Genomic DNA, 14,269 nt, shown 5'->3' with positions numbered 1-14,269 from the left:
TAATCGCCCGGCACAGCAGGCCGTCCTGTGAAATCCGTTAATGCAGGGTGCGATGATTAAATAAGGCAAATTATCTTTCTGACGATGCCTGAATAATAAGCACATCGATAAAAGATTAATCGACAGGATGAGTTGCAAAATCATCCCGCGATTATTGCCGCACGCTCTGCCCTTAAAAAATAAGGTGTCAGAGCGCGATGTAATAATCATTCGCGAACGTGCACGCGGTTTTCATACAGGCCCATTCCTCGTCGGGCGTCTGATGTCAGGCCTGACTAAAGGCAGCCCATCCGCCAGGCTGTTCCGTGGCTTCGCGTCTGTTCGCCACGGCAACCGCCTGATGCGGGAGGGTAAAGCGGGTGATGACGCTGCCCAGCGTTTGCGTCTGACCGCTGAGACTGCCTGCGGTGGCTGACACCTGCTGCACCAGCGTCGCATTCTGCTGCGTCACGCGGTCGAGCTCAGCAACGGCGACGGTGACCTGAGCGATGCCTTTACTCTGTTCATCTGACGCCAGCGCAATCTGCCCGATAAGCTCATTGACGCCGCCAACGCCGCGCAGGACGGCTTCCATCGTGGTGCCAGCGCTCTCCGCCGCCCGGCGGCCATCGTCAACCCGCGCCACGGTATCTGAAATCAGCTCTTCAATTTCTTTGGACGCCGCCGCACTGCGCTGCGCCAGCGAGCGCACTTCGCTGGCCACGACGGCAAAGCCGCGACCCTGCTCACCAGCGCGCGCTGCCTCAACGGCCGCATTCAGCGCCAGAATATTGGTCTGAAACGCGATGCCGTTAATGGTGGCGGTAAACTGACGAATTTTTTCTGACCCTTCCGCGATGCTGGTAATGGCCGCTGTCACCGTCTGCACCAGCTTCGCGCCCTGCTGCGTGGTATCGGTTGTACTGACGGCCAGCTCCCGCGCTTCACGGGCGTTCTGCGCGTTGTGGCGCACGGTGACGGTAATCTCTTCCATGCTGGCGGCGGTCTGCTCCAGTGCAGCAGCCTGGGTGGAGGTCCGATCGGAGAGGTCTGCGTTACCTGCGGCAATATCCGCGGCTTCACGATGAAGAATGGCGGCGTTATCGCGGATAGCGCTGACCATATGCAACAGGCTGTGCTGCATCTCTTTCACCAGCGGAACCAGCTGTCCGACACAGTTACGGCCCAGGTCTTCCGGCTCCTGCGTCAGATCGCCATCCGCAATGATTTTCAGGTGACCGCGAATTTTTGCCACCGGACGCACCAGATGCACCACCAGATAGCGATCGCAGAACAGCAGTAACGCGAACGCCGCCAGCAGCGCCGCCAGCAGTACACCCTGCAGCTGATGCCGGTCAGCCCTGAGCGGCGCCTGATGCTGCGCCAGCTGCTGCGTGATGCTGTTCAGTTGCGCCCGTGCCGCAGAGGCATAGTCTGCAGGTGTGGTGGTGAGTGCCGTACGCAGACGCTCCCAGTCAGCGCCTTCCGGCATGGCAGCCATCACCGCACTTTTGTCGGCGGCGCTTCCGCTCTGCATGGCAATAGCGCTTTGCGTCAGAAAGCTGAGCTGCTGAGTGAGAACGGCGCTACGATCGGTCTGACGATAGATGTCGCGCAGCACATGGCTACTGTAGCCGCCAGCCAGTGCAACCACGCCCAGTGAAATGATCATCATCCACAGCACGACGCGCCGGATGGTGAAATGCCGGAGTGAGTTCATAAGGTTTCCCTGATGTTGTTATTGGTGTGTGTAAAAGTCGGGCAATAATAAGTTCTGTCATCTGCTTTAGTGCGTTATTATATAGTGCACTATTTTTGTTCTTTCTATCCTGGCAGGATATTTCAGAAATACAAATTTTTTGACGACAAAATAAAAGAATCGCCGTTCTGAAAATATTTTATTGAAGAAAGCCGATCCGGTAACCGTTTGCCGCTCTCTGCATTCCGTTACGTAATAAATTTGTCAGGACACTTTATTATTACGGAAATTGCCTGTACTCATTACACACTACTCTGCAATTTTTCTGCTTAATTTCGCTCCGTAACCAGCCGGGGCGGAGGAATTCATGTTCATAAGTCTCAGCGGCGGCGATGATGGTCGCACGCGAACCCTGCGCGCGTTGCGCAATCCCGACGAAAGTCGTGATGAAGTGCTGCGTCAGTTTGTCCGACTGGCCAGTCAGGCGCTCAGCATTCCTGGCAGTTTTATCTCCGTGCTGGATGATGAGCAGCAGCATGTCATGGCCGCGCATAATTTTACCCTTACCCGGTCCAGCCGCGAAGATTCGCTCTGCCGGTATGCGGTCGACAGCGACAGCACCGTGGTGATCCCGGATACCCTGCTGGATGAACGGTTTGCGACGCACCCCTTGATCATCGGCGCACCCTTTATCCGCTTCTATGCCGGTACGCCGCTCAAAAACAGCACGGGCATGATTCTGGGCACCCTGTGTGTCACCGACACTACGCCCCACCCTTTCAGTCCGGCTCAGGTCACCATGCTCACGATGCTGGCCACCCTGGTCATGTCATTCCTGGAAGCCTGGTATTCGGCAGGTTTTGCCGATCCCGTCACCGGATTGCCTAACCGTCAGCGGCTTATCCGTGACCTCCAGTTTCTGGCCGCCTCGGGTGATCGGACGCCACGGCGACTGGTCCTGATTGACTGCATTGATATGCCGCGCGCTTACGAGCTGGCGCGTTCAATGGGGATGGGGCCGGTTGAAAGCCTGCTGAAAGATGTCGCCACGCTGCTGCCTCTGCGCCTGCGCCCGGCGCCGGGCGAGATACTCTATACCGTGGCCACCGGGCGTTTTGCCCTGTTAACCCGCCAGGAGAGCCGGCTGAGTGCCGGATGGGTGGCGAAGCAGCTGACGGGCATCAGCGCGGATCTGGGCGACGGGCTGTCTGTCGCGCTGATGACGCATACCGGTGAGGCCAGTTTCATCACCGGTGAAATGCCCGCGCAGGAGATCCTGCGCCGCGCCGTCAGCGCCCTTCATGAAGCGATCGCCCGGGATGTCGCGTCAATGTGTTTCAGTGAAGCCACCGACACACGGCATACTCAGGATTTCACGCTGATGCACGATCTGGCCCTGGCGATACGGGAAAACAAAGGATTGTGGCTCGCGTATCAGCCGAAAATCTGTCTGCATAGCGGAAAGCCGATTGGGCTGGAAGCGCTCATCCGCTGGCGGCATCCGCAGCGCGGCGAGCTTTCTCCGGCAGAGTTTCTGCCTTTTGCCGGACAGACTGAACTGCTCAGCGAGCTGACCCGCTGGGTGACCGAGCAGGCCATCACCCGCCTTTCCCGGCTGCGTGACAGCTATATTCAGCTGCCCGTCACTATCAACGTCAGCAGCAGCGATTTCTCCCGCAGCGGGTTTGCCGACGAGCTTGCGGAGCAGATGATCAAGGCAAAGCTGCCGGTTTCACTGCTGGGCATCGAGTGTCTGGAGACAGAGCGGATTCTGGAGAGCCCGTCAGCGATGCAGGGGCTTGAGATGCTGAAACTGCGCGGATTTGGGATCTCTCTGGATGACTTTGGTACCGGCTACAGCAACATCAGCTACCTGCGACGTATGCCACTGGACGTGATCAAGCTGGACCGTTCCCTGATTAGCGAAATCGCCAGTGATACCGGCTCGCGGGTTATTGCCCGCAGTATTATTGCGATGCTGAAAGATCTCGATTATACGGTGCTGGCCGAAGGCGTGGAGAATGCGGAAACGGTCAACACGCTGACCGAATTTGGCTGCGATCAGGCGCAGGGATTTTTCTACTCCCGGCCACTGGCGGAAGCGGCGCTGGATGAGTGGCTCGGCTGGCGACTCCGCAGCAAATGCTGAGCCGGTTGCGCCAGCCTCAGCCCTCTACCGGGCCGGATCAAACACGCTGAATCCCGCCGATCCGGCAATCACAACGGTATTGCGTCCGGCGCCTTTTGCCTCATAGAGCGCTTCATCCGCACGCCGCAACAGCGCTTCGCGTTCGCTGTTGTGATCCCGCGACGCGACGCCTGCGGATATCGTCATCGTCCCGACAAACGGAAACAGGGTGGCGCTGACGGTCTCACGGATACGTTCCGCCGTGCGGGCGGCGTCCGGTAGCGACGTGTCCGGCAGCAGCAGAATAAACTCTTCTCCCCCAAACCGGCTGACAATATCCCCCGTGCGGCTGGCCTGACGCAGTAGCGCCGCCAGACTCACCAGCACCGCATCGCCCGCATCGTGTCCGTACCAGTCATTGATCTTTTTGAAATGGTCGATATCGATGGCGATCACGCACTGTTCATGGTCGTTGTCACTCTGCGCCGCCAGCGCCGAGAATCCGCGCCGGTTGCAGAGTCCGGTCAGGGGGTCAGTCATCGCTTCATCGTTCAGTGCCGCCAGATGTCCGGCGACGGCGTGACGATGCTCCTGCACCGCTTCCCGGAGCCGGTCGGCTTCGTAATACCAGGTTTTGACCGAGGAGAGAGATTCCGCCTGCGCTTCGCTGCCGCCGTTGCGGACTCTGTCCGCCAGCTTCTCAAGCGGAGAGGCGATGCGTCCCGCCAGAAAAGCAATAATCGCCGCGGTCAGGACGATAATGCCCAGCGTGAACCAGATAGCGTTTTCCGCCGTGCGCATCAGCAGGTGCCTGACCGTTTCTGAGGTGCCGGTAATAAACACGTTCCAGCCGGTTTTGTGCAGTGTGCCATAGCCGATCAGATAGTGACGACCGTCGTTTTCCAGCGTGAAGTGCCCGCTCTCCGTATCCTCAAGACGCTTCTGCAGCGCCGGGCTCAGCTGCATTTTCGTGCCGACCTGCGCCGGGTCGTGACTGAAGACGATCAGACCGTCATTGCTGACCACGCTCACCGTAGAGCCTTTGGTATAAAAATGCTGGCTCAGGATGTCGCTCAGCATGCTCTGTTTTTTGAGATAGATCGTGCCGCCTATGTAGCCCAGGTAGCGGCCATCGGCGCTGAACAGCGGCTGGGATAAAAACAGCACATAGTTACCGGCGGCAGAGGTGAACGGCGCGGAGATAAAGGGCTTTTTGGTGGAAATCGCCTGCAGGCTGGCCGCCGAGTGGAGTTTTACGCCAACCAGTTTCAGACTTTCCGGTGAAGTTGCGGCAATGATAGCGTCATGATTCACCACCACGACCGAATTGAAAAAGCCCGACTGCATCCGCAGGCGATCGGTTTCGCTTTTCAGCTGCGTCAGATTGCCGAGGTCCCTGATCTGCGACGCACTCCACGCCAGTTCGCGCTGCGCTGTCGCCAGATAACGATCGGTGGTATCCGCCAGTTTGCGGGCATAGGCAATGTTCCCCTCAAGCAGGCTGTCTTCAATATTGGCCTTCTGAAACAGCAGCAGCGCACCCAGCAGCAGACCGGAGGTCAGGATGACGCCGCCAATGGAAAGTAGCGTCAGCAGGGAGCGAAGACGTATTTTTTCGTGGGGCATTGCAGTCGGAATCCGGAGTAAGTATCCCTTTAGTGTAACCGTTGATGGCACGGCTGAAGGGGAGAAAAGAAGAAGATTTACCTCTCCTTCCGGATGATTACCGTTCCGGCGCTGCCCGACAGCGCGCACGCCGGTCAGTCAGAGTTCAGTCCATATCGCTTCATCTTTCGCCACAGGGTGGTGGGACTGATGCCCAGCATCACGGCGGCCCGGGCGCGATCGCCACCGGTTCTGTTGATCACCGACGCGATCAGTTTCCTCTCCTGCTTCTCCAGTAAATTCACCTCGTCACTGAGCGTGCAGGGTGGCGCTTCACGTTCATCCGCAGCTGAAGAAAGGTGGCAGAGTGACTGCAATGCATCGGCATCGACTGTGCTGCTCTTATGCAGCACCACCAGCCGCAGGATAGCGGCTTTCAGCTCACGGATATTGCCCGGCCACGCCGCATTATTGAGCAGGGCAACCGCTTCGTCGCTAAACGTCAGTGTCCGGTTCTGGCTGGCCAGCAGCGCGTCGACAATCAGCATAATGTCGCCCCGGCGCGCTCTCAGCGCCGGCAGCCGCAGCTCCAGAATATTGATGCGGTAAAAGAGATCCTGGCGGAACTGACCTGCGGCCACCATCTGACCCAGGTCTTTGTTACTGGCGGTGATCAGGCGGAAACTGGCGGTGATGAGCCCCTCGCCCCCTACCCGGCTGAACCGTTTTTCCTGCAGAATACGCAGCAATTTGATCTGCACGGCGGGCGGGGCTTCGCTGATTTCGTCGATAAACACCGTGCCGTTCATCGCCATTTCGAAAATACCGGGTTTGCCGCCCCGCCGGGCACTGGTAAACGCCCCTTCAGCGTAGCCGAACAGTTCACTTTCCAGCAGGGACTCCGGGATTGCCGCGCAGTTAAGCGCAATAAAAGGCCCTGCGCTGCGCGCACTGGCGTGATGAATACTCTGGGCAAACAGCTCTTTGCCCGTGCCCGTCTCCCCGAGAATATTCACCGGCAGATCGTGAGCCGCATAAAGTCTGGCCTGCTCAATCACAGACACCATCTCAGGCGAGCGGCCCACGATGTCCGAAAAGGTGTAAACCGTGGTGAAGCTGCTGCCTGCAGGCTTTCTCGCCGGGACCGGAGCGCATCCCTCATGCTGTCCCGCTCTGACGGCGGTGATGAGGGTATAAAAATTTTGCTGACCGGGGATATGTTTCACCGTCAGCCGGAGGGCGTCGCCCTTGATCTCATGTACCTCGTCGGTGATATCCCGCTCATTGATGATGCAGCTGAACAGCGTTTTAAACGCGTCGTTTTTCAAAATCTTATCCCCGATCCGGCAGGGAAACAGCGACAAGCCCCGGGCGTTGATATTGATGACTTCCCCGGACTGATCCAGCCACAGGATCCCTTCCCGCGACTGATTGAGGGCTGACCAGGCCATCGCCAGCTTCGTGCTCTCCCTGTTGATATATTTCAGCGTGCTCGCCGCGACATCGAGAGCCTGCTCGATAGCGATATTATCGGTGTCCCCCATGATGACCTTCAGATCGTACTTTCTGGCCATTTCCGCGACGGTCAGGCCGCCAATCACCAGATCATAATCATTATCTGCCAGATTTTTGACGACGTTATCAATGTCATAGTGGTTATAGACCTGACAGATTTTGAACTCTTCATGCGTCATGTTCTGGTAATGACGAAGAACATGGCAGAACTGCGGAAACCCGACTGCGGCGATTTTTTGTGACTTCTTGCGCGCTTCCATCAGGATACGAAATATGCCGTGCAGGTCGTGGGCGATTTCAATGACCGGAACCGCCACGTTATTCCGAAGCAGTGCCGCGGTGCCACCCCGGCTGATGAGGATGCGGGTTCCTCCCTGAATCAGCTGCTGCGCTTTTTCAACCACGTCAAAATAGCGATATTCGTAAACCGGAATATCGATTTTTTTCTCAAGCAGGACATTCGAGATGCGTTGCGTGATGGTTTGTGACACCGAGAGGATCGCAATTTCGTTGTTTTTCATAGGCCATTCTGCGCCATCGTTTTACCGGAAAAGCGGCAACTTTCGTCACGCTGACAGCAACCGATGCCGCGTGACGAAACGAACAACGCCTGCGGAGGATCATACGCAGGCAGATTTTTATGGGCGGGATTCTCAATCAGAAACGCTGGCGACGATAGACAATCTGTCCATTGCTGATGGTCGCACAGTTGTCGAGATAGTGATCGCCCGTTAAGCGTTCACCCCGGGTGTCTTCAAACACCACCTTCTCCTGCCGCAGTTTCACGATAGCGATATCGGCAAAGGCGCCGGAAGCCAGCGTGCCTGCCTCGCCCTGCATTTTCATCAGGCGTGCAGGCGTGGTGGTGACGGCGCGAACCACATCGAACAGTGACATTCCCATGTTCAGGTACTTGGACATGATAAAGGGCAGACTGAAGACCTTATCGGTGCGCAGGCTATTTCGCAGGGTGAGATCGGTGCTGATGATGTCCGGATTAAACCCCTGCTCCATTGCCTTCCGCGCCACGGCAAAGTCGAAGTGCGCCACACCATTCGAACAGTCGAAAATGACGCCGCGATCCCTGGCTGCTTTGATGTCCGGAAAGAGGTCGCCGTTGTCCTGCAGGATGGCATGGCCGGTGCCGTGGAAACAGTGCGCGAAGATATCATCAGCCTGGAAATGCGTAATCAGTTCATCGGCGGGCAGACGCGAATCTGTCACATGCACGCACAGCCCGGTGTTCAGCTGACGGGCCAGTTCCACGGTGGCGAAGAAGGGATCGCCACTGAAGTGACGTCCCCTGGCGATATCCTGGCTGTAACGCAGCTTCAGACCGAGAATATTGTCGCGATGTTCATTCACCGTCCGGGCAATCTTTTCCACGTTGAAGTTGGCCGGGTTGGTATTTTCCAGATACCCGGTCGGCCCACCGCCCAGCGTGGAGAGGCCGACATTGACGACGTTCAGATAGCTTTTTATCCGCGTCTGCGCCGTGTTGATGACGCTGTTACGGAACAGCCCGTAGTTCACCCAGCCGCTGCTGCCCGCATCCACCACCCCGGTCACGCCATTGGGCAGGCCGATCACATCGGGATTAACGCTGATAGCTGTGCCCCCATGAAAAACGTGGGCATGAAAGTCAATCAGGCCCGGCAGCACCAGGCAGCCCGCCGCGTCGATGACGGTCTCCGCCTCCGGGTTGTCAACCGACTGCAGATCGACGATACGGTTGCCTGCCACCCCAACGCTCTGGTCAAGGAAGATGGCGCGTTCCGGGTCCACTACCCGGCCATTTTTAATCAGAATATCCAGTTTCATTTTGCTTTTTCCTTTATCCAATACCGATCATTTTCCAGTAGGGGATCCCTATCAGGAAAAAGACCAGCACGTTGACCAGCACCATGGCGCTACCCAGTAACCAGAAGGTTTTTTGCGGGACATACCCACTTGAGAAGGTGAAGACACCCGCGCCGTTGCCGTAATGGGTCAGGAGTGCGCCATACCCGGCAGAGAAGGCCAGTGACAGTGCGATGTACATCGGGTGGGCCTGCGTGGTCATGCCCAGCGTGAATAACACCGGATAGAAAGAGACCACAAAGGCACTGTTTGAAACGAAGAAGTAACGCACCGCGAGGCTGATAAAAACCAGTACGCCAAGGGCACTGATTTCGCTGAGTTGCGACAGGTCCAGATAGTTTTTGATCACGTCGACCAGAAAGACATAGAAACCGCCTTTAGAGAGCGCGACCGCACAACCGTAAAACGCACCGTACCAGACAAAGGTCTGCCAGGCCGATTTTTCACTGGCTACATCGTTCCAGTTCAGTACGCCGAACAGCAGCAGACAGGCCAGGAATGCCAGCCCCACCGGAATGAAGGGGATCCCCGTTAAAGAGCCGGTCATCCAGCCGAGAATACCCAGCACAAAGAAGACCATCAGCAGTTTCTCTTCACGCTTTACCGGGCCCAGCTCGTGCAATCCCTGAACGGCAATGTCATTGACGTTATCGATGCTCTTCAGTTCAGGCGCATAGAGTTTATAGAGGAGCCAGGGGGCGGCCAGCAGCACCAGGCCCGCCGGCAGGATGGCAGCCTTAAACCAGACCATCCAGCTGAGATTCACATTCATGATCTCATTCGCCAGCGAGACGGTAATCGAGTTGGTTGCCATCCCGGTCAGGAACAGGCTGGAGGTGCCCATCGAGACGACATACATCAGAATCGTGAGATAAGCGCCAATCCTGCGACTGCCCTTATCGGGCGTTGATCCCAGCGCTTCGGCGATGTTGCGGAAAATAGGATAGGTGATGCCGCCGGAACGCGACATGTTTGAGCCTGTGGCCGGTGCCAGCACCGTGTCGGTTACCATCATCAGGTAACCCAGTGTCAGCGTATTTTTGCCATAGCGCTGAAGCAGCAGGTAAGCGATACGTTTACCTAAGCCGGTGATCACGAAGGCTTTGCAGATGATAAAGGCACTGATGATAAACCAGACCATCGGGCTGCCAAATCCGGCAAACAGCGGGCCAGGCGCAATGAACAGTGACGCGAAGCCCAGAATAATCAGCATAATCACGGCGTCGGTGAACGGACGCAGAACCAGACCGCATAGCATCGCCAGATAGATACCGACTAAGTGCCAGGTCTGGGCGGAGAGGCTTTCCGGGGGCGGGATCATCCAGAACAGAACGGGGAAAAAAAGGATGGGTAAGAGCTTCAGATAAAGCATGATGATATTACCTCTGCTTAGCAGCCGCGTGCCGGGACGCCGGGACGCGGCTTTTCATTATTTTTAAGAATTAGCGGTAAACGTCGTCGATGAACTCAACGCCTTTTTCATCTAATGCTTTTCTGACCCATGCCCGGTTCGCGGTGCCACGCTTCGCTGCGGCAACTTTACCGGCGTCAAAACTGGCGTATTCCGTCGCTTTTTCGAGCAGCGCCGCGGCATCGTTCAGCGGGACGACAATCACTCCGTCCGCATCGCCCACGATCAAATCCCCCGGACACACCGCAACACCGCCGACGGCGATGGGGGTATTGACCTCTCCCGGTCCCTCTTTAAACGGACCGGCGGGGTTTGAACCGGTGGCGAAGATGGGGAAATCGAGCACCGAGAGGGCATCAATATCCCGGACAGGCCCATCCAGCACGATGCCGGCAATTTTGCGATTGTAGTGAGCGTAAGCGATCATGATCTCTCCCATCAGCGCACGGGACCGATCGCCTTCGTTAGAGACCACGATGACATCATTTTCTGTTGCCATATCCAGCGCCGCATGCAGCATCAGATTGTCACCGGCGCGCGCCTTCACGGTAATGGCATAGCCCGCCATGACAGGTCTGGCCGGTGAAGAGATGCGCCTGATGCCGTTACCGAGTACAGCAATCCGGTTCATGGTGTCAGCAATGTTGGCCACAGGCAGCTGCTGATAGGCTTCGAGTAACGCCACGTCAAAAGCGGGACGCTGTGTGAAAATACGGTTACCAATAGACATACGCTTCTCCTTAAAAGCCCGGCACCGGCCAGGATGGTTTTTTGCCCGATAACACTTCATCAATGCCGATGGCGGAATGCAGCGAGGCACGGTCCGTGGCTTCTTTCGTGGCGGCACCAATATGGGGGGCAATTACGACGTTACTCAGTGCAAAAATGGGATCGGCGGGGTCGAACGGCTCTTTCTTCAGGACATCCAGCCCGGCTCCGGCAATCTGAAAGGTCGACAGCGCGTGATACAGCGCTTTTTCATCGACCAGCTTGCCGCGTGCGGTATTGATGAAGTAAGCCTCTGGCTTCATCAGTGAAAACTGCTTTTCACCGACAAAGTCAAAGGTCTCTTCTGTCGCCGGGCAGTGCAGCGAAACAAAATCACTCTCCCGGAAAATCCGGTCAAAATCCTGAGTTAACTCAACACCGTCCGGCACCTGAGCAGCTGTTTTGTAGGGGTCAAAAGCAATGACTTTCATGTTGAAGCCATGCAGAGCCTTCATGGCTACGCGTGAACCAATATTGCCGACGCCGATAAGGCCGAGGGTTTTCCCGTCCAGCTCAACTTTTGGCGTGCGCAGTTTTGCCCGGTAATAATCTTCCAGCATCTTCTCTTCGACGAGACGGAAGTTACGTGAGCAGTGCAGCATGAAAAAAAGCGCCAGTTCAGCCACGGACATACTGTTGGCGACAGGCGCATTAAGCACCGTGACGCCGTGGCGTTTTGCCGCCTCTAAGTCAACGGTGTCATAGCCTGCGCCATGGCGTGCAACCACTTTTAATTTTTTTGCTGCGGCAAATACGCGCTCAGACATTTTTGAAAGTCGAACAATAATTCCGTCACAGTCAGGGATATCGCGAATGATATCCTCCTCTTCCATGCCGGAACCGGTAATGAGTTCGTAGCCACGACTCTCCAGATAGTCCCGCCCTTCCTTCATGATCTCCTGCGGAAGCAGAATTTTATAGCTCATTTAAGGTACTCCCTTGTGGTTTCTTTCCCCGGCTGTTGCAGAGGTCATGCCAGAATGAAAAAGACAGACAAACTAAAATAATTAAGAGCATGAAAAATAATAATTTTTTATTTTAATGTTAGCTGACAAGCCGCTTTAAAAGAGTGACAACAGTCTCACCCTGCGCAATGGAAAAATAAGCACATTTCAGAGTGAAAAGAAAAAATTTCAATATGAAATAACCACTACGTTAATAGCTGGTTAATTAAGTTTTCTTATTTTTTCTGACTGGTTAAAGGAAGGTAGATCAGATTAATGAAGGGATAAATTATAACGCTGTTAATGTTATTTCCAGACCACCGACAACAGGAAAGAAATAAAGATCTCTTTTTCCTTGAATAATGAAAAAGGAAAGGTTTTTCGTTCAGGGCTGCGCTCAGAGGTGACAGATAAAAATTTTCACTCCGTTCAACTTTTTTGAGCACTGATGACAGGCGCTTCATTGAAAAATTGGATGGAGCTATTTCTGCCCCAACCATCATTTTTTCAGATACAGATGAACGGTACTGGCTGGCGAGAGCGTGATAACGTCATCAATCAGGTTACGTTAACGCCAGAATGACTTAATATAAGAACGGCTGCTGAGTCTTTTAATAAAATGGTAGGGACAGGTAAAACGCTGCCCGTCCCACTCAAGATTAAACCACTGAAACTCATCATCTTTTATTTTCTCTACCAGGCTCATCGCCTGCATGGGCGTCTGAAAAGCATAAGCTTTCATCACGCCCTCTTTGGTGCATAAATCAATATGAACCATGGAACCCCCTGCTGTGTAAAAAAGGCACGCTTTATAATTATGGAATAGCCTTTAAAGCATAATGCAGGATCCGCCCGCCGATTATCTGAATCTGTAATATTTACGTAAAAGATAAAACAAAGTATTTTTTTGGGCAAACCCGCCTTATTGCATCAATTAATTTGACGATGCAGACATAACAGGGCCGGATGTGAATAGACGCCCCTTGTCGCGATTGACGACAGCACAGATAACACGCTCATCCGCGCATTTTTTTGGCCTGCCGTTCCGGCTTCAGATGCGCGCCCGCTCGGGCAGAGCGTCACCGATGCTGTCGGGATGGTCAAAAACAGAGCATATCGTTACACTCTCAGCAGCCTTCTCTGCGAACCGGCACGGCTCAGACGTTCCCTTACGGCAGGCAATAAGGACTCTTATGCTGGATTATATGGTGTCGCTCTACCGTACTGTTCCTGTCTCGTCGGACTGTCTCAGCGCCTGGCTTGCCCGCTGGCTGGCCCGGGAGCAGAGTCGCTGCCACGATCATCACTTTTCCGCCGCGTTTCCCTGGCGTGAAACCGGCCTGCCCCAGCACACCTTTTTGCAGCGGGAACTGACGATAAACGGCCAGCGCTATCTCACCGGGCCGCGCTATCTGGGAGGAGACCTGGCTCAGCCCTTCATTGATGTCATCGCACGTGATGGCGCGCTGGATTTTGCGGCGGCTGACGCCATCATGCGGGCGTGGCAGGTGCTGAATCCGCTCAGGCTGCGGGTCCTGTTGCCTGTGACTCACGCTGAAATCGGCTTTACTGACCAGCTGCTTTTTCTCAGCGATCCCGCTTCGCTGCCGGAACCTGTCACAGGCGAACTGTCTCTGGTCACCGCCAGCCGGCGCGATTTTCCCGCCTGTCTCGCGGCGATCCATCATGCCTATCGCGTCAGCAGGCAGACCCTGCCGCATCTCCGCGATCAGTTACAGGCTACCAGCAGGCAGGAGTTGCGTGATGATATCGCTGACGGGCACGTCCGTCTGATTGTCTGGCAGGAGAGGATGGCTGGACTGATTATTTGTGTGCCACGGCAAACGGCGTTTATTGAAGGCTTCCAGATTATGGATGAAGTCATTATCCCTGCCTGTCAGGGCCGGGGGCTTGCCGCGAGCGCGCAGCGGCTTTTGCTGCGGCAGCTTCATCTGCACCATGGCGAGCGCGCGCTGCTGACCGGCACGATTCTGCCAGGCAACCTTCCTTCTTTACGAACGGCCTTCAATGCCGGACGACGCTGCGTGCTGAAGTATCAGTTTTTTACCCCCGCCGATTTACGCACAGGCGGTCTGATCGGCTGAGGTCACCACAAGGCGAGCGCAATCAGCTTATCCTGCACCCGGTAAACCCGCTGCTTCAGACTCAGGCTCTCTTCAGCACCGATCAGGTTAGCCTCATAAGCCGCATTGATTTTTTCCAGCGCGCTTTTGGTGCTAATTTTCAGTCCTTCATGCCAGTTCGCTTCTGAGCGGCTGGCTGCCTGCTTCTCCAGCTTTCTCACATATTCCGCGACGTTTTTGTTCGCGGAAAACAGGTTACTCAAGGCCCTATCTCCC

Annotated in this window: 11 protein-coding genes; 2 read left to right on the top strand and 9 right to left on the bottom strand. The window is 55.5% G+C overall.

Annotated elements, in window-relative coordinates:
* Positions 1 to 265: 265 nt before the first annotated feature.
* Positions 266 to 1,699, bottom strand: a complete 1,434-nt coding sequence (locus tag AC1V0D_RS19850; protein WP_482907926.1) for a methyl-accepting chemotaxis protein — start codon at positions 1,697 to 1,699, stop codon at positions 266 to 268.
* Between the two features lie 346 nt (positions 1,700 to 2,045).
* Between AC1V0D_RS19850 and AC1V0D_RS19845 the strand changes: the two genes are divergently transcribed.
* Entirely contained in the window at positions 2,046 to 3,827 is a 1,782-nt protein-coding gene (locus AC1V0D_RS19845; RefSeq protein ID WP_482907925.1) for a sensor domain-containing diguanylate cyclase, read from the top strand.
* 24 nt (positions 3,828 to 3,851) lie between these two features.
* Here the strand turns inward: AC1V0D_RS19845 and AC1V0D_RS19840 are convergent, their stop codons facing one another.
* From AC1V0D_RS19840 to AC1V0D_RS19810, 7 genes are all read right to left on the bottom strand, one after another.
* The gene (locus tag AC1V0D_RS19840) at positions 3,852 to 5,432 is read right to left on the bottom strand and encodes a sensor domain-containing diguanylate cyclase (RefSeq protein ID WP_482907924.1); all 1,581 of its coding nucleotides are present in this window, start codon (positions 5,430 to 5,432) and stop codon (positions 3,852 to 3,854) included.
* A gap of 134 nt (positions 5,433 to 5,566) precedes the next feature.
* Positions 5,567 to 7,447, bottom strand: coding sequence for a sigma 54-interacting transcriptional regulator (locus tag AC1V0D_RS19835; RefSeq protein WP_336794753.1), 1,881 nt, complete (start codon positions 7,445 to 7,447; stop codon positions 5,567 to 5,569).
* A gap of 136 nt (positions 7,448 to 7,583) precedes the next feature.
* Positions 7,584 to 8,747 carry a metallo-dependent hydrolase gene (locus AC1V0D_RS19830; protein WP_167429304.1) on the bottom strand — a complete coding sequence of 388 codons (1,164 nt, stop codon included), beginning with the start codon at positions 8,745 to 8,747 and terminating at the stop codon, positions 7,584 to 7,586.
* Positions 8,748 to 8,760: 13 nt separating this feature from the next.
* On the bottom strand, positions 8,761 to 10,158 hold the full coding sequence (locus AC1V0D_RS19825; RefSeq protein ID WP_140923772.1) for a DASS family sodium-coupled anion symporter: 1,398 nt from the start codon (positions 10,156 to 10,158) through the stop codon (positions 8,761 to 8,763).
* A gap of 70 nt (positions 10,159 to 10,228) precedes the next feature.
* Entirely contained in the window at positions 10,229 to 10,927 is a 699-nt protein-coding gene (locus AC1V0D_RS19820) for an RraA family protein (protein ID WP_482907923.1), read from the bottom strand.
* Between the two features lie 10 nt (positions 10,928 to 10,937).
* On the bottom strand, positions 10,938 to 11,891 hold the full coding sequence (locus AC1V0D_RS19815; RefSeq protein ID WP_058958530.1) for a hydroxyacid dehydrogenase: 954 nt from the start codon (positions 11,889 to 11,891) through the stop codon (positions 10,938 to 10,940).
* A 586-nt stretch (positions 11,892 to 12,477) separates the two neighbouring features.
* Positions 12,478 to 12,687, bottom strand: a complete 210-nt coding sequence (locus tag AC1V0D_RS19810; RefSeq protein ID WP_058958532.1) for a hypothetical protein — start codon at positions 12,685 to 12,687, stop codon at positions 12,478 to 12,480.
* 415 nt (positions 12,688 to 13,102) lie between these two features.
* Between AC1V0D_RS19810 and AC1V0D_RS19805 the strand changes: the two genes are divergently transcribed.
* Complete coding sequence (locus AC1V0D_RS19805) at positions 13,103 to 14,014, top strand: N-acetyltransferase (protein ID WP_140923778.1); 912 nt, start codon at positions 13,103 to 13,105, stop codon at positions 14,012 to 14,014.
* 2 nt (positions 14,015 to 14,016) lie between these two features.
* Here AC1V0D_RS19805 and AC1V0D_RS19800 read toward each other — a convergent pair whose 3' ends face one another.
* A complete protein-coding gene (locus tag AC1V0D_RS19800; RefSeq protein WP_058958373.1) occupies positions 14,017 to 14,256 on the bottom strand; it encodes a hypothetical protein in 240 nt (79 codons plus the stop codon).
* Positions 14,257 to 14,269 lie beyond the last annotated feature (13 nt).

The organism is Pantoea sp. PA1 (assembly GCF_056856975.1).
Note: the sequence above shows the minus strand (reverse complement) of the source record. Positions and strands in the feature narration are given on the sequence as shown.